Source organism: Streptomyces sp. NPDC020422 (assembly GCF_044386705.1).
Lineage (GTDB): Bacteria > Actinomycetota > Actinomycetes > Streptomycetales > Streptomycetaceae > Streptomyces.
This window is the reverse complement of the sequence record NZ_JBIRVJ010000003.1, coordinates 480126-499348: the sequence shown is the minus strand read 5'-3', so window position 1 is coordinate 499348 and position 19223 is coordinate 480126. Positions and strand designations below refer to the sequence as shown.

15 protein-coding genes are annotated in these 19223 nt (G+C 73.2%); 4 read left to right on the top strand and 11 right to left on the bottom strand.

Going from position 1 to position 19223, the window contains the following annotated elements; all coding sequences use genetic code 11:
* Positions 1–368: 368 nt before the first annotated feature.
* Positions 369–1331, bottom strand: a complete 963-nt coding sequence (locus ACH414_RS09685; protein ID WP_382538237.1) for a 2-hydroxyacid dehydrogenase — start codon at positions 1329–1331, stop codon at positions 369–371.
* Between the two features lie 75 nt (positions 1332–1406).
* Between ACH414_RS09685 and ACH414_RS09680 the strand changes: the two genes are divergently transcribed.
* The 3 genes from ACH414_RS09680 (at position 1407) to ACH414_RS09670 (ending at position 3858) form a co-directional block, all read left to right on the top strand.
* Positions 1407–2408, top strand: a complete 1002-nt coding sequence (locus ACH414_RS09680; protein WP_382538235.1) for an aldo/keto reductase — start codon at positions 1407–1409, stop codon at positions 2406–2408.
* A gap of 90 nt (positions 2409–2498) precedes the next feature.
* Entirely contained in the window at positions 2499–3629 is a 1131-nt protein-coding gene (locus ACH414_RS09675) for a PQQ-dependent sugar dehydrogenase (RefSeq protein ID WP_398941395.1), read from the top strand.
* 13 nt (positions 3630–3642) lie between these two features.
* On the top strand, positions 3643–3858 hold the full coding sequence (locus tag ACH414_RS09670; protein WP_382538230.1) for a DUF6191 domain-containing protein: 216 nt from the start codon (positions 3643–3645) through the stop codon (positions 3856–3858).
* On the opposite strand, the gene ACH414_RS09665 is transcribed toward ACH414_RS09670, so the two are convergent.
* The 4 genes from ACH414_RS09665 to ACH414_RS09650 all read right to left on the bottom strand — a co-directional run bounded on the left by ACH414_RS09665 (position 3855) and on the right by ACH414_RS09650 (position 10071).
* Positions 3855–6935 carry a BREX system ATP-binding domain-containing protein gene (locus tag ACH414_RS09665; RefSeq protein ID WP_398941393.1) on the bottom strand — a complete coding sequence of 1027 codons (3081 nt, stop codon included), beginning with the start codon at positions 6933–6935 and terminating at the stop codon, positions 3855–3857. The two genes, ACH414_RS09670 and ACH414_RS09665, sit on opposite strands and share 4 nt — an antisense overlap.
* A gap of 7 nt (positions 6936–6942) precedes the next feature.
* Positions 6943–7116 carry a hypothetical protein gene (locus ACH414_RS09660; protein ID WP_382538225.1) on the bottom strand — a complete coding sequence of 58 codons (174 nt, stop codon included), beginning with the start codon at positions 7114–7116 and terminating at the stop codon, positions 6943–6945.
* Between the two features lie 155 nt (positions 7117–7271).
* Positions 7272–7838 carry a GNAT family N-acetyltransferase gene (locus tag ACH414_RS09655; RefSeq protein WP_382538223.1) on the bottom strand — a complete coding sequence of 189 codons (567 nt, stop codon included), beginning with the start codon at positions 7836–7838 and terminating at the stop codon, positions 7272–7274.
* Positions 7816–10071 carry an MMPL family transporter gene (locus tag ACH414_RS09650; protein WP_382538221.1) on the bottom strand — a complete coding sequence of 752 codons (2256 nt, stop codon included), beginning with the start codon at positions 10069–10071 and terminating at the stop codon, positions 7816–7818. Before ACH414_RS09650 ends, ACH414_RS09655 begins: the two co-directional genes overlap by 23 nt.
* A gap of 307 nt (positions 10072–10378) precedes the next feature.
* Between ACH414_RS09650 and ACH414_RS09645 the strand changes: the two genes are divergently transcribed.
* Positions 10379–11590 carry an acyltransferase family protein gene (locus ACH414_RS09645; protein WP_382538217.1) on the top strand — a complete coding sequence of 404 codons (1212 nt, stop codon included), beginning with the start codon at positions 10379–10381 and terminating at the stop codon, positions 11588–11590.
* A gap of 19 nt (positions 11591–11609) precedes the next feature.
* On the opposite strand, the gene ACH414_RS09640 is transcribed toward ACH414_RS09645, so the two are convergent.
* The 6 genes from ACH414_RS09640 to ACH414_RS09615 all read right to left on the bottom strand — a co-directional run bounded on the left by ACH414_RS09640 (position 11610) and on the right by ACH414_RS09615 (position 19112).
* A complete protein-coding gene (locus tag ACH414_RS09640; protein ID WP_382538214.1) occupies positions 11610–13019 on the bottom strand; it encodes a ricin-type beta-trefoil lectin domain protein in 1410 nt (469 codons plus the stop codon).
* 136 nt (positions 13020–13155) lie between these two features.
* Positions 13156–14667, bottom strand: coding sequence for an Asp-tRNA(Asn)/Glu-tRNA(Gln) amidotransferase subunit GatB (gene gatB / locus ACH414_RS09635; RefSeq protein WP_382538211.1), 1512 nt, complete (start codon positions 14665–14667; stop codon positions 13156–13158).
* Between the two features lie 15 nt (positions 14668–14682).
* Positions 14683–14928: a hypothetical protein gene (locus ACH414_RS09630; protein ID WP_382538208.1), complete on the bottom strand. Its 246-nt coding sequence runs from the start codon at positions 14926–14928 to the stop codon at positions 14683–14685.
* Complete coding sequence (gatA, locus tag ACH414_RS09625; protein WP_382538205.1) at positions 14925–16427, bottom strand: Asp-tRNA(Asn)/Glu-tRNA(Gln) amidotransferase subunit GatA; 1503 nt, start codon at positions 16425–16427, stop codon at positions 14925–14927. Before gatA ends, ACH414_RS09630 begins: the two co-directional genes overlap by 4 nt.
* Positions 16428–16433: 6 nt before the next feature.
* Entirely contained in the window at positions 16434–16730 is a 297-nt protein-coding gene (gene gatC, locus ACH414_RS09620; RefSeq protein ID WP_046905390.1) for an Asp-tRNA(Asn)/Glu-tRNA(Gln) amidotransferase subunit GatC, read from the bottom strand.
* A gap of 231 nt (positions 16731–16961) precedes the next feature.
* Complete coding sequence (locus ACH414_RS09615) at positions 16962–19112, bottom strand: putative bifunctional diguanylate cyclase/phosphodiesterase (RefSeq protein ID WP_386569620.1); 2151 nt, start codon at positions 19110–19112, stop codon at positions 16962–16964.
* Between the last annotated feature and the right edge of the window lie 111 nt (positions 19113–19223).

The window sequence follows — 19223 nt, the reverse complement described above, 5'->3', positions numbered from 1 at the left end:
CGTCACCCCCGCGGGGCACGGGGACGGCGTGGGCGCCGGCGCCGGCCGTGGCGTGGGTGGGGGTGTCCGCGCCGACCCCGGCCGGGGTCGGCCGATCGGAGACCGGCTGGTCCGGCGGGGCGGGGGTGATACGCGGGAGGGTCGTCGGCGGACCCGCCGCGTCGGATCGGCGGTCGTTCGGACGTACTTCATCCGTCGCCCCCCTCGGAATCTGATGACCCGTCACTTTGCTCCCCAGCGTCTGCCCGTACTCGACGCAGTCCCCCGCTCCGGGACGATACACCAGGATCGTCACTCAGGGACAGGGTCGCAGTACTCTCCGTGACGGGCAGGGGGCTCGCGACCGGCGCGCACCGGGGGCGCGCGCGTCAGGTGGTCAGAACGACGTTGGCCAGCTCCTCCCCGGCCGCGAAGCGGGTGAGCTGCGCGGCGAGCAGCCGCTTCGCGCGCGGCATGAACGCCGAGGTGGAGCCGCCGACATGGGGACTGACCAGAACACCGGGAGCGTGCCACAGGGGGTGACCGGCCGGCAGCGGCTCCGGGTCGGTGACGTCGAGGGCGGCGGTGATCCGGCCGCTCTCCGTCTCCTTCAGGAGCGCGGCCGTGTCCACCACCGGCCCGCGGGCCACGTTGACCAGCAGGGCGCCGTCCTTCATCCGGGCGAGGAAGCCGGCGTCGGCGAGGTGCCGGGTCTGGGGAGTGAGGGGCGTGGAGAGCACGACCACGTCGGCCTCGGGCAGCAGCGCGGGCAGTTCGGTCAGCGGGTGTACGGGACCGCGCTCGGTGGCACGCGCCGAGCGCGCGACGCGCACGACCCGCGCGCACTCGAAGGGGGCGAGCCGGTCCTCGATGGCGGCGCCGATCGACCCGTACCCGACGATCAGCACGGACTTGTCGGCGAGCGCCGGGTAGAAGCCGGCCCGCCACTCCTCCGCGTCCTGGCCGCGGACGAAGCCGGGGATGCCGCGCAGCGAGGCGAGGATCAGGGCGAGGGTCAGCTCGGCGGTGCTGGCCTCGTGCACGCCCCTGGCGTTGCACAGCCGGACGCCGGGGCGCAGCGCGCCGAGGCCGGGGGTCACATGGTCGATGCCGGCGGAGAGCGTCTGTACGGCGCGCACCGAGGTCATCCCGGCGAGCGGGCGCACCGCGATCTCCTCGCCCTTCATGTAGGGCACGACGTAGAAGGCGCAGCGCGCGGGATCGGCGGGGAACTCCGGCCCGCCGTCCCAGAAGCGGTAGTTCAGCCCCGACTCGCCCGGCTCGGGAAGTCCCGCGATCTCGTCCGCGGGAATCGGAAGCCACACGTCAGCGGCGGTGTCATCGAACGTCATGACCGGGAGGCTATGCGATGGATCCCGCGCGCGATTGGTTAGTTTGGGGGGCGGCACAGGGAGGGGTACCGGCAGGTGGAGCGCAGGACGATCGGGGCGACGGCGCTCGATGTGGGTGCGGTGGGCCTCGGATGCATGCCGATGAGCTGGGCGTACAGCAGTTCGCAGCAGCGGGGCGACCGCTCCTTGCGGACGGTGCACGCGGCGCTGGACGCCGGGACGAGCCTGCTCGACACCGCCGACATGTACGGGCCGTTCACCAACGAGCTGCTGCTGGGGCGGGTGTTGAAGGAGCGCCGGGCGGACGTCTTCGTGTCGACGAAGGTCGGGCTGCTCGCCGGCGACCAGCACATCGTGGCCAACGGGCGCCCCGGGTACGTGCGCAGGGCCTGCGACGCCTCGCTGCGGCGGCTCCAGACGGACGTGATCGACCTCTACCAGCTGCACCGGGCCGATCCGGAGGTCCCGGTGGAGGAGACCTGGGGCGCGATGGCCGAGCTGGTCCGGGCGGGCAAGGTGCGGGCGCTCGGGCTGTGCGCGGTGGGCGCCCGGGCGACCCGGCGCGGCCGGGCGGGCGGTGGCTACGAGGGAACGATCCGGCAGCTGGAGCGGGTCCAGCAGGTCTTCCCCGTGGCGACGGTCGAGGCCGAGCTGTCGGTGTGGTCGCCGGAGGCGCTGGAGCGGCTGCTGCCCTGGTGCGAGGCGCGGGGGGTGGGCTTCCTCGCCGCGATGCCGCTGGGCAGCGGCTATCTGACCGGGACGCTCACGCCGGGCGGCGGATTCGAGGAGGACGACCCACGGGCCAGGCATCCGCGGTTCACGGCCGAGATGATGGCGGCCAACCAGCCGCTGATCGCGGGGCTGCGGCGGGTGGCGGCCCGGCACGGCGACGGGGTCACCCCCGCGCAGGTGGCGCTGGCGTGGGTGCTGGCGCGCGGGCGGCACGTGGTGCCGATCCCGGGCGCGAAGCGGGAGCGCTGGGCCGTGGAGAACGCGCGCGCGGCCGAGCTCGCGCTCACCGCGGCGGACCTGGCGGAGATCGCCGCGCTGCCGGCGCCGCGGGGGTCGTGGGACTGACATACCCGGCGCGGGAGCGGGAACCAGAGGAGCCTCGGAGGAGTATCAAGGGGGAGACCGCCGCTGGGGCCGCCGGAAGGGATCGGGACCATGGGCCGAGGCCGAGACCGGGTCGTCGTGGGAGGCGTGGCGGGCGCCGCCGCCGTGCTGCTGCTGGCCGGCGGGTGCGGGTCGCCGCCGGACGGGGACCCGGGGCGCCCGTCGTCGCCGCCCGCCGCGTCGGCCTCTCCGGCGCCGTCCGCACCGGCCGGGGCGCCGCGCGTCGCGGGTGTGCTCACCCAGGGCCTGCGGTCGCCCTGGGGGCTCGCCGAGCTGCCCGGCGGGGACCTGCTGGTCTCCTCGCGCGACGAGCGGACCGTCACCCGGATCGACGCGCGGACCGGGCGGAAGACCCCGCTGGGCGAGGTGCCCGGGGTGGTGCCGGGCGGTGAGGGCGGCCTCCTCGGGATCGCCGTGCGGGACGGCCGGCTGTACGCGTATCTGACCTCGGCGACGGACAACAGGATCGTCCGCATGCCGTACGGGGGCGGCCCCGGCGACCGGCTCGGCCCGCCCGAGCCGGTGCTGACCGGCATCCCCAAGGGGGTGATCCACAACGGCGGCCGGATCGCCTTCGGCCCGGACGGGATGCTGTACGCGGGGACGGGCGAGACGGGCAGGACGGGACTCGCCCAGGACCGGGGCTCGCTCGGCGGGAAGATCCTGCGCATGACCCCGGAGGGCAGGCCGGCGCCGGGGAACCCCTTCCCGGGCTCCGTGGTCTACTCGTACGGGCACCGGAACGTGCAGGGCCTCGCCTGGGACCCGGCCGGACGCCTCTGGGCCTCCGAGTTCGGGCAGGACACCTGGGACGAGCTCAACCTGATCCGCCCCGGCGGCGACTACGGCTGGCCGGTGGTGGAGGGGCGCGCGGGCCGGGCCGGGTTCACGGACCCGGTGGCCCAGTGGCGCACCGGCGAGGCCTCGCCCAGCGGGATCGCGTTCGCACGGGGCGCGATCTGGATGGCCGGGCTCAGGGGCGAGCGCCTGTGGCGCATCCCGCTCTCCGGAGCGGAACGTTCCGGGGACCCGGAGGCGTTCCTGAGAGGTGAGTACGGGCGGCTGCGCACGGTCCTGGCGACCGGGGGCGGCGCCCGGCTCTGGCTGGTGACCAGTGAGACCGACACCCGGGGGACGCCCGGGCCCGGTGACGACATGATCCTCCGGCTGGAGGTCGGCTAGGAAGGCGAGGCGGATGTTCAACCTGATGGAAGAGCTGTTCGCACCGGGTCGCAAGCACACCGACGACGAGCGGCAGCGGCTCGCCCTGACCAGGGAGGACCTGGGCGACGGCGACCCGCACAAGGGCCCGATAGACCTGGCCTCGGGCAAGGTCGTGATCCGCATACCCGGCGCCGCCGAGGAGCCCTCCTCCGCGGCGGACGACCGGGACGGGACCGGGACGGCCTAGGGCTGCGGCTCCAGGAGCCGCAGGCGGTGGGCCAGTGCGGCGGCCTCGCCGCGGCCGGTGACGTTCAGCTTGGCGAGGATGTTGGAGACGTGGACGCTCGCCGTCTTCGGTGAGATGAAGAGCTCCTCGGCGATCTGGCGGTTGGTGCGCCCCTCCGCGACCAGGCGCAGCACGTCCTGCTCGCGCGGGGTGAGGCCGAAGACCTCGGAGGCCTCGGCGGGGTCGTTTCCGATCTCCGGTCCCGCCGGGTCCGGTTCCCCCGCGGGGGCGAGCAGGGTGAGGCGGGCGCGGGCCGCCAGCAGCTCGACGTCCTCGCGCAGCGGGTGGGCCCCCAGGCGGACGGCGGTGGCGTGGGCCTCGCGCAGCAGGGCGGCGGCCTCCTCGCGGTGGCCGCCCTCGGCGAGCAGGGCGTCGGCGAGCCGGTGCCGGGCCCTGGCCAGCTCGTGGGGGCGGTCGAGCGGGGCGAAGGCGGCGACGACCTCCGCCCGGCGTTCGGCGGTGTCCCGGCCCTCGGCGCGGGCCAGCTCGGCGGAGACCTGGAGCGAGTGGGCCTGCCACAGGGGCGCCGGGATGGCCAGCGAGCGTACGCAGCGGCGGATCGCGTCGAGGGCGGCGGCGCGGCCCTCGGCGGCGGCCGGCAGGCCCCGGGCGTCGGCCTCCGCGGTGGCCGCGACGAGGACGAGCGGCCAGCCGTAGCGGTGGGTGCCGGCCGGGAAGCCGGAGGCGGCCAGGGCGGCGAGCTCCGCGCGTACGTCGGCGAGGCGGCCCTCGGCGGCGGCGATGGCGGTCCTCACGTGCGTCATCGGCAGCGTGTACTGCGGGATCGGGTCGCGGCTGCCGTAGCGGGCGGCGGCCTCGGCGAGGCGGGTGGCGGCCAGGGCCGGTTCGCCGCGCCACAGGGCGAGATGGGCGAGCTGGAGCAGCGCGGTGCCGCCCGGCTTGGTGCCGGCGGCGCCGGTGCGCAGCAGCACTTCGCACTCCTCCTGGCCCCGCTCCCACTCGCCGAGCGACAGCAGCGACTCGGCGAGGTTGGCGCGGATCCAGCCGGCGCTGTCGACCAGGCCGTGGGAGCGGGCCATGGCGATCCCGGTGGTCGCGACCTCCACGGACTCGCGGGAGCGGCCGAGGCCCTCCAGGGCGGAGGAGATGTTCACCGCGGCCCGGGCGGCCTCGTGGAACTGGCCGAGGGCCAGGGTCCGTTCGCCGACCTCGCGCATCTCGGCGAGCCCGCTCTCGGTGTCCCCGGCGGAGACCATGATGGTGCCGAGGGTGAGCCGGGCGGAGAGTTCGGTCGCCTCGGCCCTGACCAGGCGGGCGTACTCGACGGCCCGCTCGGCGGCGGCGAGCGCGTCGGCGCCGGGGTTGCGGAGCATGCCCCAGCCGGCGGCGAAGGCGAGCACCACGGCGTGGACGGCGGACGGCGGCAGGCCGCGGACGAGGTCCTGGGCGCGGGCGATCTCCTCCCAGCCGTCGCCGCGGGCCAGGTTGGACTGGAGCCGGGCCCGCTCGACCCAGAACCAGGCGGCGCGCAGCGGGTCGTTCTCCTCGGCGCCGTCGAGCAGCCGGTGGGCCATCTTGCCGATCTTCAGGGCGCGTTCGCGTTCGCCGCAGAGCCGGGCGGCGACGGCGGCCTCGGCGAGCAGGTCGAGGTAGCTGAGCGGGGTGTCGGGGTCGCAGCCGCAGGCGGGATAGGCCTCGGCGTAGTCCAGCGGGCGCAGACCGCGGCGGACCTCGGCGGGGGCGTCGTCCCAGAGCTCCATGGCGCGTTCGAGCAGGCGCAGTTGCTCGGCGTAGGCGTAGCGCTTGCGGGTCTCGACGGAGGCGCGCAGCACGGCCGGCAGGGCGCGGGCGGCGTCGTGGGCGTGGTACCAGTACGTGGCGAGCCGGTTGGCGCGGGCGTCGGCGCGGACGAGGCCGGGGTCGTTCTCCAGGGCCTCGGCGTAGCGGCGGTTGAGGCGGGAGCGCTCGCCGGGCAGCAGGTCGTCGCTGACGGCCTCGCGGACGAGGGAGTGGCGGAAGCGGTAGCCGTCGCCGTCGGGGGCGGCGAGCAGGATGTTGGCGCCGACGGCGGCGCGCAGGGCCTCGATGAGCTCGTCGTCGGAGAGCCGGGCGACGGCGGCGAGCAGGTCGTACTCGACGGTGGAGCCGCCCTCGGCGACGATGCGGACGACCCGCTGGGCGTCCTCGGACAGCGCCTCGACGCGGACGAGCAGCAGGTCGCGGAGGGATTCGCTGAGGGAGCCGAGGGCGGTGCCGCACTCGTGGGAGGCGATGAGCTCCTCGACGAAGAAGGCGTTGCCGTCGGAGCGCCCGAAGACCTCGTCGAGGAGGAGCGGGTCGGGTTCGGCGGCGAGGATGCCGGTGAGCTGGCGGTGCACCTCGACGCGGGTGAAGCGGGCGAGCTCGATGCGCTGGACGGAGCGCAGCCGGTCCAGTTCGGCGAGGAGCGGGCGCAGCGGGTGGCGGCGGTGGATGTCGTCGGCGCGGTAGGTGGCGACGACCACGATGCGGCCGCGGTGCAGGGTGCGGAAGAGATAGGCGAGCAGGTGCCGGGTGGAGGCGTCGGCCCAGTGCAGGTCCTCCAGGACCAGGACGACGGTGCGCTCGGCGGCGATGCGCTCCAGGAGCCGTACGGTCAGCTCGAAGAGACGGGCGGTGGCGTCCTCGGCGGCCGGCTCGTGGCGGCCGAGGTCGCCGAACTCGGGCAGCAGCCGGGCGAGTTCGCCCTCGTGCCCGTCGGCGGCCGCGGCCAGCTCCTCGGGGAGGCGCCGGTGCAGTGCGCGCAGGGCGGTGGAGAAGGGCGCGAAGGGCAGTCCGTCGGCGCCGATCTCGACGCAGCCGCCGAGGGCGACGACCGCGCCCTGACGCTCGGCGCGCTCGGTGAACTCCTCGATGAGGCGGGTCTTCCCGACGCCCGCCTCGCCGCCGACGAGCAGGGCCTGGGGCTCTCCCGCGGTCGCGCGGGAGAGCGCCTCGGTGAGGGCGGTGAGTTCGCCGGCCCGGCCGACGAAGACGGGGCTGACTGACCTGGTCTCCACGGCGCCGAGCATCGCACAGGCGTCCGTCGTCTCGCTCATACGGGGGTCACGCGGCCCGTGCGAAGCGGTTCCGGTCGCCGCCCACCCGCCCCTCGGGTTCCTGCTTCCCGGCCCGGCGGCGGCCCTTGGCGGCATCCGCGGCCTCGTGCGCCAGACGCTCGGCGGCGGCCTCGCGGAGGAGTTCGGCGTGGTGGATGCGGTGGAGTTCGTACTCGAACATCGTGTTCTCCCTGGGGATTTCCGGTCATCGCTCCTTGCGATGCCTCTACTTTCCTCGGCCAGGGGGTGCGGCCACATGGGGAGAGTGCCGGATGTTCGGCGCCCGGGGGTCCTTAGGCGACGCCCCGGGGTCCTTAGGGAGCCCGGGGCGGTGCCTCAGACGGCCCGGTCGGCCTTGGCGGCGCGCCATTCGGGGGCCAGGACGGACCAGACCTCCATGTCGGCGCGCTTGCCCCGGTAGGGGTAGCTCTCGCGCAGGACGCCGTCCCGGCTCATGCCGAGGCGGCGGGCGACGGCGATGCTGGGGGCGTTGGCGGAGGAGACGTGCCACTCGACGCGGTGGATGCCGCGCTGTTCGATCGCCCAGTCGATGATGACCCGGCAGGCGCGGGTGACCAGGCCCCGGCCGCTGTATCCGGGCTCGACCCAGCAGCCCGCCTCGGCCATCTCGGCCTCGGTGTCGAAGATCCGGAACATGACGCCGCCGACGAGCGTCCCGTCGACCCGGATGCCGTAGAGCCGGCCGGCGTCGCGGGCGGTCTTGTCGGCGTACGAGGTGAGGAAGCGGCGGGCGGCTTCGAGGTCGCCGACGGCGTCGGCCAGGCCGACGTGGGCGCCGATGAACTCCCGGCCGCGTTCCATGTGGGCGAGGAACTCCTCGGCCTGCCAGGGCTCCAGCGGGGTCAGCTCGGCGCCGTCGTCACCCAGCGATATCGCGAACATCGTCGTTCTCCTCGGCCTGCGGAACCGTCACTCGTTGCGAGGGGATCTTCGCATGGCCGGGGGCGGCGTCGCGGGCGTCGGCGGCGGCCCGGCACTCCGGGGGCTCGATGCTGATCCGCGGCAGCCGCCGGTCGAGCCAGCGCGGCAGCCACCAGTTGGCGCTGCCGAGCATGTGCATGAGGGCGGGGACCAGGAGGGTGCGCAGGACGAAGGCGTCGAGGGCGACGGCGGCGGCGAGCGCGATGCCGAACATCGCGATGACCCGGTCGCCGGAGAGGACGAAGGCGAGGAAGACGGAGATCATGATGACCGCCGCGGAGTTGATCACGCGGCTGGTCTCGGCGAGGCCGACCCGGACCGCCCGCCGGTTGTCGCCGGTCTCCAGCCACTCCTCGTACATCCGGCTGACCAGGAAGACCTGGTAGTCCATGGAGAGCCCGAAGAGCACCGAGACCATGATCACGGGCAGGAAGGGCTCGATCGGCCCGGCGCTGCCGAGGCCGAGGAGCTCGCTGCCCCAGCCCCACTGGAAGATCGCGACGACGACGCCGAAGGCGGAGGCGACGGCGGCGACGTTCATCGCGGCGGCCTTGAGCGGGATGCCGATCGAGCGGAAGGCGAGCAGCAGCAGGACGCAGCCGAGGGCGATGACGACGCCGACGAAGAGGGGCAGCTTGCCGACGATGATCGCGGCGAAGTCGTCGTAGGAGGCGGTGACGCCGCCGACGTGGACCTGGAGCGAGGTGCCGTCGGACGCGGCCGGCAGGACGTCGTCGCGGAGCCGGTCGACGAGCTCGCTGGTGGCCTTCGACTGGGGCGAGGAGTCGGGGACGACGGTGAGGACGGCGGTGTCGCCGGTGCCGTTGTACGTGACCGGGGAGACCGACTCGACGCCGCGGGTGTGCGCGAGCGTGGCGGGCAGCTCGTTCAGGGCGACCTTGTCGTCGGCGCCGTCGAGCGAGGCGACGAGGGTGAGCGGCCCGTTGACCCCGGGCCCGAAGCCGTCGGCGAGCAGGTCGTAGGCCTGCCGGGTGGTGGCGGTGGCCGGGTTGTTGCCCTGGTCGGAGGTGCCGAGGTGGAGGGAGAGGGTCGGCAGGGCGAGCACCGCCATGACGACGGCGGCGACCACTCCGAGCAGCTTGGGGTGGCGCTCGACGAAGGCGGACCAGCGGGCGGCGAAGCCGGTGGGCAGCTCGGGCTGGGGGCCGTGCTCGGCGAGCCGGCGGCGCTCCTTGCGGCTGAGGGCGCGCATGCCGATGAGGGAGAGCAGCGCGGGCAGCAGGGTCACGGAGGCCGCGACCGTGAGCACGACGGTGAGGGAGGCGGCGATGGCGACGCCGTTGAGGAAGCCGAGTCGCAGGATCAGCATGCCGAGCAGCGCGATGCAGACGGTGGCGCCCGCGAAGACCACGGCCCGGCCGGTGGTGGCGACGGCGATCTGCGCGGCTTCGGGCACGGACAGGCCTCGTTTGAGGCCCTTGCGGTGCCGGGTGACGATGAACAGCGCGTAGTCGATGCCGACGCCGAGTCCGATGAGCATGCCGAGCATGGGGGCGAAGTCGGCGACCGTCATGAGGTGGCCGAGGAGCACGATGCCGGAGTAGGCGGTGCCGACGCTGACCAGGGCGGTCGCGATGGGGAGCACGGAGGCGGCGAGCGAGCCGAAGGCGAGGAAGAGGACGACGGCGGCGACGACCACGCCGACGACCTCGGCGATGTGTCCGCCGGGGGCCTCGGTGAGGGCGACGGCGCTGCCGCCGAGGGCGACCTGCACGTCGTCGGTCGCGGCGGCCTTCGCGGTGTCGACGAGGGCCTGGGCCTGGCTCTGGGGGATGTCGTCGGCCTGCGCGTCGAAGGCGACCGTCGCGTAGGCGGTGTGCCCGTCCTCGCTGATCATGCCCTGGGCGGAGCCGTACGGGGAGGTGACGGAGGCCACGCCGGGGAGGTCCGCGACCTTGTCGAGCATGCCGGTCATCCGCTGTTCGACGGCGTCGGCGCGGACGCTGCCCCGGTCGGTGTGCCAGACGATGGTGTCGCTGTCGCCGCCGGCGCCGTGGAAGCCCCGCTCGAGCAGCGCGGTGGCGCGGCCGGACTCGGTGCCGGGGACCTCGTAGTCGTTGGAGTACGCGCTTCCGGCGACCGCCGCTCCGGTGACGACCCCGCCGAGGGCGAGGAGCCAGAGCAGAACGGCGACGAGGCGGTGCTTGATGCACCACCGTGCGATGGCTGCCAAAGGACGTGCTCCCTGCGTGGATCGGTCTCGCGCCCCACTGTTACAGCCAAACGTGATCGTTTGCCCGTTTCGTGGCGATCCTCACAGAGTGTCCGAGGAGATGCGGGACGGAGTGTCCGGGGGCAGTGGGACGGAGTGTCCGGGGGCAGTGGGCCGGAGTGTCCGGGGGCAGTGGGCCGGAGTGTCCGGGGGCAGTGGGCCGGAGTGTCCGGGAGACCGGGCCGGAGGTCCCACTCCTTTCGATTCCTCGGGCAACCATTCGAAGGGGTCGCGGGTCGTACGGGGGCAATCGACTTTTGGGGAGCACATGACCGCACCACACATATCCGAGCGACCGGTGGCCGTCGACGAGCACACCCGGGGCAGAGCCTCCGGGACGTCGGACGGACCCCGCCGGCCGCGTCCGGAGCGGGCGGGGAAGGCCGGGCCGCCGCGTCTCGCGGTGGTCGACGGGCTGCGTCTGGTCGCCGCGCTGACGGTCGCCGCGTTCCACTTCCTGGGCACCCCGAAGCTCGGCACCTGGGGCGAGTCGCCGAAGGTCTTCGCGTACCTCGTGCACCGGGCCGCCATGTACGGCTGGCTCGGCGTCGAGATGTTCTTCCTGATCAGCGGCTTCGTGATCTGCATGAGCGCCTGGGGCCGCACCCCCGGCGAGTTCGCCGTCTCCCGGATCTCCCGGCTCTTCCCGGCGTACTGGTTCGTGATGCTGCTGATCGTCGTACGGGTCGCGCTGATCCCCCTGCAGTCGGAGGACCCGCGGGTCATGCTGCACCCCCGGGAGCTCGTCGCGAACCTGACGATGTTCCCCCTGCCGCTCAAGGCCGACCTGCTCAACGGCGTCGCCTGGACGCTGGACGTGGAGGCACGCTTCTATCTGCTCATGGTCCTCGTGCTGAGGTTCGGCGCGACCTACGAGCGGATGCTGGGCTTCTGCACCGTCTGGCTGGTGGCCGCCTTCGTCACCCACTCCCAGAAGATCGCCCTGCTCGACCAGTTCGTGCTGAGCACCTACGCGGGCCTGTTCGTGGCCGGCATCGTGCTCTACCTCATGTGCCGCTTCGGGCAGAACCTCATGCTGTGGACGATGATGGGCCTCGCCTGGGCCTACCAGCTCAGCGTGCTCCAGATCCGGGTGGACTGGCACCTCGCCACGTCCGGCACCCGGAACACCGTCTCCTGGACCCTGAGCGCCCTGCTCCTCACCGCGTTCCTCGGGGTGCTGATGCTGGCCACCCTCGGCCCGCTGCGCCATGTGCGCCACCGCTGGCTGGTCACCGCCGGCGCGCTCACCTACCCGTTCTACCTGCTCCACGTGAGCATCGGCATCCCGTTCGCCAAGGGGCTCACCCACCACGTCCCGGCGCTCGGCCACTGGGGCACCCTGGCGATCACCACGGCCTCGGTGCTGCTGCTCTCGTACGCGATCCACCGCTGGGTGGAGCGCCCGATGGGACGGCTCATGCGGCGCGGGCTCCGCCGCGGGCTGAGGCCCGCGGAGAAGCCCGCGTTCGTTCACTGAGGCACGGGGCCGGCCGGGGTCAGGAGCGCTGCCACAGCTGGTTCGGCTTGGCGTTGCCGTACCAGAGCGCGACCTGGCTGCCGGCGGCCGTGGCCTCGCCGGAGACGTCCAGGTTGAGACCGTTCTGCTGGTTGGTGACCGTGCCGTCGGCGTTGAAGGTCCACTTCTGGTTCGCGCCGCCGTTGCAGTACCAGATGATCAGCGCACGGGTGCCGTGGTCGGCGTCCAGGCACATGTTCCCGTAGACGCGCAGCTCCTTCTCGGGGGTGTACGCCCACTGCTGGTTGGCCGAGCCCGCGGTGCACCACCAGATGATCAGCGAGCTGCCGGCCTGCTGGGAGGCGCCGGGCACGTCCAGGCAGTGGCCGGAGCCCACGCCGCGCAGCACGCCGTTCGAGACGGCCGGCCTGCCCTGGCCGAACCAGGCCCAGGCGAGCCGGTCGGCGGCGGACTGGTTGGTGGTGCGCAGGGTCAGGTCCGTGCCGGTGCCCTGGAGCTCGGTGAGGCTGTACCAGTCACCGGTGCGCAGCCCCGGCCAGTAGACCGAGCCCATGCCGAGCTCGCGCAGCGTGTCCGTGTCGCCCTGGAGGTAGGCGATCTCGTGGGAGCCGTTGGTCGGGCCGTTGTAGTCGAGGCCGGAGTGCAGGTCGGCGCCGAACTCGGTGAGGACCGTGCGGGACGCGCAGGTGCCGACCTTGGTGCGCAGGTCGGACGCCCACTGGGCGCGGTCCTTCCAGTCGCTGTGCCAGAAGCCGTAGTGGTGCAGCGAGAGGTGGGTGCCGGACAGCCGGGAGTCGGCGCACACCGGGCGCACGTCATCGCTGTAGCCGGAGCCGCCCACGAAGACCCGCTCACGGGCGATGTACTGCCCGTGGTCGGCGAGCCAGCGGGCGGCGACGTCGGTCCACTGGGCCGCGGTGTAGCCGAACGGCTCGTTCATCGGCTCGAAGTAGACCTGGCGGTTGTCGCCGTACTTGGCGAGGATCGTCGACCACATGGCGTCGTAGGCCGTCTGGTCGTCGATCCGGCCGTCCTTGGTCTCGGGGGCCTCCCAGTAGCCCAGCAGGACCTTGGCGCCCTTGTGCACGGCCGCGTCGATGGCGCCCGTGTACGACTGCCAGTAGGGGCCGTTGACGGTGGCCGGGTTCACGGGCATCCGGACGGTGTTGACGCCGAACTTGCTCTGGAACTGGCCGACGATCGCGGCGGACTTGGCGTACGTGGTCGGGAAGTCGTCGGTCTTCGACAGACCGGACAGGACCAGCTCGTCGCTCGCGTAGTTGTCCCTGGGGTCGGCCCAGTTGACGCCCTGGAACCGACCGCTGTCCGTGGCGGCGGCCGCCCCGGCGGCCAGTGGCCCGGCCTGGAGGCCTATGAGCGAGAGACAGGCCGTGGCCACGAGTGCCAGGGCTCTGCGAGAGGCGTACATGCGTTCCCCCGTCGACGTGAAGATCATCTGCTGAACCGCGTGATGATATCGGCGGACCCTCCGCACACGACAGGGCGCCTCGCCCGGAGCCGTGGCTCCGGGCGAGGCGCCCTGGTGTCCGTACGGAAAGGCGGGGTCAGCCCTCGCTGACGCCCAGCCTCTCCAGGATGAGGTCCTTCACCCGAGCCGCGTCGGCCTGGCCACGGGTGGCCTTCATGACCGCGCCGACCAGGGCGCCGACCGCCGCGACCTTGCCGCCGCGGATCTTGTCGGCGATGGCCGCGTTGCCCGCGATGGCCTCGTCGACCGCCGCACCGAGCGCGCTGTCGTCCGAGACGACCTTCAGGCCGCGCTTCTCGACGACCTCGTCCGGGGTGCCCTCGCCGGCGAGGACGCCCTCGATGACCTGGCGGGCCAGCTTGTCGTTCAGGTCGCCGGAGGCGACCAGGGCCGACACGCGGGCGACGTCCGCCGGGGTGATCGGGAGCTCGTCGAGCGCGACGCCCCGCTCGTTGGCGTTACGGGCCAGCTCGCCCATCCACCACTTGCGGGCCGACGCCGCGTCGGCGCCCGCCTCGATCGTGGCGACGATCGGGTCGACCGCGCCCGCGTTGAGGATGGACTGCATGTCCAGCTCGGACACGCCCCACTCCTCGCGCAGCCGGTTGCGGCGCACCCGCGGCAGCTCGGGCAGGGCCGCCCGCAGCTCCTCGACCCAGGCACGGGCCGGGGCGACCGGGACCAGGTCCGGCTCGGGGAAGTAGCGGTAGTCCTCGGCGTTGTCCTTGATGCGGCCGGAGGTGGTGGAGCCGTCGTCCTCGTGGAAGTGACGGGTCTCCTGCAGGATCGAGCCGCCGGACTCCAGGACCGCCGCGTGGCGCTGGATCTCGAAGCGCGCCGCACGCTCCACGGAGCGCAGCGAGTTGACGTTCTTCGTCTCCGAACGCGTACCGAAGGTGCTGGAACCCTTCGGCATCAGCGACAGGTTGACGTCGCAGCGCATCTGGCCCTTGTCCATGCGCGCCTCGGAGACGCCCAGGGCCTTGATCAGCTCGCGCAGCTCGGCCACGTAGGCCTTGGCGACCTCGGGAGCGCGCTCGCCCGCACCGACGATCGGCTTGGTGACGATCTCGATGAGCGGGATGCCGGCCCGGTTGTAGTCGAGCAGCGAGTGCGAGGCGCCGTGGATGCGGCCGGTCGCGCCACCGATGTGGGTGGACTTGCCGGTGTCCTCCTCCATGTGGGCGCGCTCGATCTCCACGCGGAAGATCTCGCCGTCCTCCAGCTGGACGTCCAGGTAGCCGTCGAAGGCGATGGGCTCGTCGTACTGGGAGGTCTGGAAGTTCTTCGGCATGTCCGGATAGAAGTAGTTCTTCCGGGCGAAGCGGCACCACTCGGCGATCTCGCAGTTCAGCGCGAGGCCGATCTTGATGGCGGACTCGACGCCGACCGCGTTGACGACCGGCAGCGCGCCGGGCAGGCCGAGGCAGGTCGGGCAGGTCTGCGTGTTGGCGTCCTGGCCGAGCTCGGTCGAGCAACCGCAGAACATCTTGGTCTTGGTGCCCAGCTCGACATGGACCTCGAGGCCCATGACGGGGTCGTACTCGGCGAGCGCCGCTTCGTACGACAGCAGTTCAGTGACAGTCACGGTGGAACTTCCCTCTCAGCCCAGCAGGACGTCGTCGTCGCCGAGGCGCTTCAGCTCGCGGTACAGGATCGCGAGGCCGGTGACGATGGCGGCGGCGGACACGACGGCGTCGACCAGCTGGAGCGTGTCGTGCTCCGAGCGGGCCCTCTTGACCTGCTTCAGCACGCTGATGGCGCCGAACGCCGTGGTGCCCATCGACAGGTACGTACCGGTCTTGGACTTCTTGAAGCCCTTGGCCTTCTGCAGTGCACTGGTACTCACAGCGACGGAGCCTCCTCGAGCAGCGGGTGTCCCCACTTTTCCACGAAGGCGGCCTCGACGGCGGCACCGACCTTGTAGAGCCGGTCGTCCTTCAGGGCGGGGGCGATGATCTGCAGGCCGACCGGCAGACCGTCCTCCGGCGCGAGGCCGCAGGGCAGCGACATGGCGGCGTTGCCGGCCAGGTTGGTCGGGATGGTGCACAGGTCCGCGAGGTACATCGCCATCGGGTCGTCGGCGCGCTCGCCGATCGCGAAGGCGGTGGTCGGGGTCGTCGGGGAGACGATCACGTCGACCTGCTCGAAGGCCGCCTCGAACTCGCGGGTGATGAGCGTACGGACCTTCTGGGCCGAGCCGAACCAGGCGTCGTAGTAGCCGGAGCTCAGCGCGTACGTACCGAGGATGATGCGGCGCTTGACCTCGGGCCCGAAGCCGGCCTCGCGGGTGAGCGCGGTGACCTCCTCGGCGGAGCGGGTGCCGTCGTCGCCGGCCCGCAGGCCGTAGCGCAGACCGTCGAAGCGGGCGAGGTTGGAGGAGCACTCCGACGGCGCGATCAGGTAGTACGCGGAGAGCGCGAGGTCGAAGGTGGGGCAGTCGAGCTCCACGACCTCGGCGCCCAGCGACTTCAGCAGCTCGACGGACTCGTCGAAGCGCTGCAGGACGCCGGCCTGGTAGCCCTCGCCGCGGAACTGCTTGACGATGCCGACGCGCATCCCGGCGACGGAGCCGTTGCGGGCCGCCTCGACGACCGGCGGGACCGGGGCGTCGATGGAGGTCGAGTCGAGCGGGTCGTGGCCGGCGATGGCCTCGTGCAGCAGGGCCGCGTCGAGGACCGTACGGGCACAGGGGCCGCCCTGGTCGAGCGAGGAGGAGAAGGCCACCATGCCGTAGCGGGAGACCGCGCCGTAGGTCGGCTTGACGCCGACGGTGCCGGTGACGGCGGCGGGCTGGCGGATGGAGCCGCCGGTGTCCGTGCCGATGGCGAGCGGGGCCTGGTACGCGGCGAGGGCGGCCGAGGAGCCACCGCCGGAGCCGCCGGGGATCCGGGTGAGGTCCCAGGGGTTGCCGGTCGGACCGTACGCGCTGTTCTCCGTGGAGGAGCCCATGGCGAACTCGTCCATGTTGGTCTTGCCCAGGATGACCACGTCGGCGGCCTTCAGCCGCTTGACCAGGGTCGCGTCGTAGGGCGGGATCCAGCCCTCGAGCATCTTGGAGCCGACCGTCGTGGGGATGCCCACGGTGGTGAAGATGTCCTTCAGGGCGAGCGGGACACCGGCCAGCGGACCCAGCTTCTCGCCGCGGGCGCGCTTCTCGTCCACGGCGCGGGCCTGGGCCAGGGCGCCCTCGCGGTCGACGTGCAGGAAGGCGTGGACCTTCTCGTCGACGGCCTCGATCCGGGCCAGGTGGGCCTCGGTCACCTGGACGGCGGTGAGCTCGCCGGAGGCGATCTTCGCCGCGATCTCCGCGGCGGTGAGCTTGATGATGATGCTGTTGTCCGTCATGACTTCTTAGTCCTCCCCCAGGATCTGCGGCACCTTGAAACGCTGCTGCTCCTGGGCCGGGGCGCCGGAGAGCGCCTGCTCGGGGGTGAGCGACGGACGGACCTCGTCCGCGCGCATGACGTTGGTCAGCGGCAGCGGGTGGGAGGTCGGCGGAACGTCTTGGTCGGCGACCTCGGAAACGCGGGCGACCGCGCCGATGATGTCGTCGAGCTGGCCGGCGAAGTGGTCGAGCTCTTCGTCGGCGAGTTCCAGACGCGCCAGCCGAGCGAGGTGGGCGACCTCCTCGCGCGTGATGCCAGGCATGCGGATCCTCAGGGGTGAGCTTGATGGTGTTGGCCCAATCCTATGGGGCCCGCACCGCTGCCCGTGAAACGGTTTGCCCGTACCGGGCGCCCGGACCGGCCCGCGGGCCCTCCCGGGAGGCGCCGGAGCCCGCCGGGCCCGCTCACCCGGTCGGGTCCCCCGGACTCCCCGCGGACCTCCCCCGGACCTCCTGCGGAGTCCCCGGGACTCCCCCGGACCTCCTCCGGGGCGTCACTGCACGACGTGGCCCGAGGGGTGGTCGACGTCGACGACGTCCACGACGCCCGCGGCCGCCGCGGCGGCCGCGCTCGCGGCGATCTCCGAGGGGCGGCGCCAGCCGTGCTCGCCGCGGGCGCGCAGCCAGGCGGTGGTCTCGCCGGGCGGCATGGCGGCGGCCACCAGCCAGCCCTGCACGGCGTCGCAGCCCAGGTCGCGCAGCCGCTCCCAGGTCTCGTCGTCCTCGACGCCCTCGGCGACGACCAGCAGGCCGAGCGAGTGGGCGAGGTCGACGGTGCAGCGGACGATCTCGGCGTCCTCGTTGTCGACGGCGAGCCGGGCGACGAAGGAGCGGTCGATCTTCAGTTCGCTCACCGGGAGGCGGCGCAGATGGACGAGGGAGGAGTAGCCGGTGCCGAAGTCGTCGAGGGACATCTTGACGCCGTGGCCGGTGAGTCCGGCCATGGTGTCGGCCGCCCGCTGCGGGTCCTCCAGGAGCACGTGCTCCGTTATCTCCAGCTGGAGCGCGCCGGCCGGGACGCCGTGCCGGGCGAGCCGGGCGGCGACGGCACCCGCGAAGCCGGGGGTGTGCACGTCGCGCGGGGAGACGTTGACCGCGACCGGCACGTTGAGGCCCTGGGCGCGCCAGCGGGCCACCTGGGCGAGGGCGGTCTCCAGGACGTACTCGGTGAGGTGGGGCATCAGGCCGGAGGACTCGGCGATGGCGATGAACTCGTCCGGCGGGACCTTTCCGCGCTCGGGGTGGACCCAGCGGACCAGCGCCTCCAGACCCGCGACCTGGCCGTCGAAGCGGACCTTGGGCTGGTAGTGGAGCTCGACCTCGCCGGCGTCGAGCGCGCGGCGCAGGTCGCCGAGGAGGCCGAGGCGGTCGGGGGTGTTGGAGTCGCGCTTGGACTCGTACACCTCGACGCCGGTGCGGTCCCGCTTGGCCTGGTACATCGCCACGTCGGCCCGGCGCAGCAGGCCCTCGGCGTCGAGGGCGTGCTCGGGGAAGACGGCGACGCCGGCACTGGCCTCCAGGACGAGGGTGAGCCCGTCGAGGTCGAGCGGGGAGGAGAGCTCGGCGACGAGGTGGCGGGCGACGCGCTGGGCGCTGGTGGTGGAGTCGGCGGTGGGCAGCAGGACGGCGAACTCGTCGCCGCCGAGCCGGGCCGCCTCGGCCCCGCGGGGCAGGGCGAGCCGGAGGCGTTCGGCGATCTGGAGGAGCAGCCGGTCGCCGGCGAGGTGCCCGAGGGTGTCGTTGACCGAACGGAAGCGGTCGAGGTCGATCAGGACGAGGGCGGAGCGGGCTCCCTCGCCCTCGGCCTCCTCCAGCGCGGTCCAGGTGCGCTCCAGGAGCCACTGCCGGTTGGGCAGTCCGGTGAGCGGGTCGCGCAGCTGCTCCTCGGCTCGGGCGCGGGCGATCCACAGGGTGGAGTCGAGGGCGATGAGCGGGACGGCGAAGAGCGGCAGCAGCGGGGGCTGGGAGACGGCGACGACGCAGATGAGGGGGGCGATGCCGAGCAGGGCGACGGCGACGAGACCCTGGCGCAGCAGGGCGGTGCGGGCCGCGGTGGGCAGTGCGCCGCCCTGGGGGGCGAGCGCATACCACAGGAGGAGCCGGGTCACCACGAGGTAGGCGACGGCGGCGAGCACCACTTCCGGTATGTCGGCGATCCCCCAGTCGAGGGGTTTCCAGGGGTGCTCGACGGTGGGCACGTCCCCGAAGGTGGCCAGCACGAGGGCGGCGGCGCAGGCGCCGATGACGTCCACGGCGCCGTGCAGCAGTCCGTGCCGCCAGCGGTGCCGGCGGGCGGCGGCGACGAGGACGACGACGGAGAGGGAGACCAGACAGGCGGGCACCCAGCCGTAGAGGAGCAGCACGGCGAGGGTGAGCGCGGCGCCCGAGCCGGTGCCGCCCCACCAGCGGTCGCGGCCGAGCGCGACCAGGTGGCCGACGATGAGCCCGGTGAGGACGGCCAGGGACCAGCCGGCGGGGCCGCCGGGGAAGAGTCCCTCGCCGGTGCTCAGCGTCCGGTAAAGACCGGCGGTGAGCACGACGGCGGCGATGCCCACCAGCGCTCCGGACAGCCCGGAGGTGATGCCCACGAACGCCGCACGGCCCTGGGGCCGTGCGACCGGGGCGGCACTGTCGGTCGGTTTCATTCCCGTCCCTCTCACAGCCGGCGGTGCCGTCGCAACGCGGGGGCCGTCGTCATGCCACTGGGCCGTCGTGCCGCCGCGCGTCGTACCGCGTGTCCTGCTCCTGCGCCCGAC

Bases quoted from the DNA above. Each gene is read 5' to 3' on its own strand.
- gatC (WP_046905390.1), bottom strand. From the start codon at position 16,730: ATGCCTGGCATCACGCGCGAGGAGGTCGCCCACCTCGCTCGGCTGGCG.
- ACH414_RS09675 (WP_398941395.1), top strand. From the start codon at position 2,499: ATGGGCCGAGGCCGAGACCGGGTCGTCGTGGGAGGCGTGGCGGGCGCC.
- ACH414_RS09685 (WP_382538237.1), bottom strand. From the start codon at position 1,331: ATGACGTTCGATGACACCGCCGCTGACGTGTGGCTTCCGATTCCCGCG.
- ACH414_RS09645 (WP_382538217.1), top strand. From the start codon at position 10,379: ATGACCGCACCACACATATCCGAGCGACCGGTGGCCGTCGACGAGCAC.
- ACH414_RS09670 (WP_382538230.1), top strand. From the start codon at position 3,643: ATGTTCAACCTGATGGAAGAGCTGTTCGCACCGGGTCGCAAGCACACC.
- ACH414_RS09655 (WP_382538223.1), bottom strand. From the start codon at position 7,838: ATGTTCGCGATATCGCTGGGTGACGACGGCGCCGAGCTGACCCCGCTG.
- gatA (WP_382538205.1), bottom strand. From the start codon at position 16,427: ATGACGGACAACAGCATCATCATCAAGCTCACCGCCGCGGAGATCGCG.
- ACH414_RS09615 (WP_386569620.1), bottom strand. From the start codon at position 19,112: ATGAAACCGACCGACAGTGCCGCCCCGGTCGCACGGCCCCAGGGCCGT.
- ACH414_RS09665 (WP_398941393.1), bottom strand. From the start codon at position 6,935: ATGAGCGAGACGACGGACGCCTGTGCGATGCTCGGCGCCGTGGAGACC.
- ACH414_RS09660 (WP_382538225.1), bottom strand. From the start codon at position 7,116: ATGTTCGAGTACGAACTCCACCGCATCCACCACGCCGAACTCCTCCGC.
- ACH414_RS09640 (WP_382538214.1), bottom strand. From the start codon at position 13,019: ATGTACGCCTCTCGCAGAGCCCTGGCACTCGTGGCCACGGCCTGTCTC.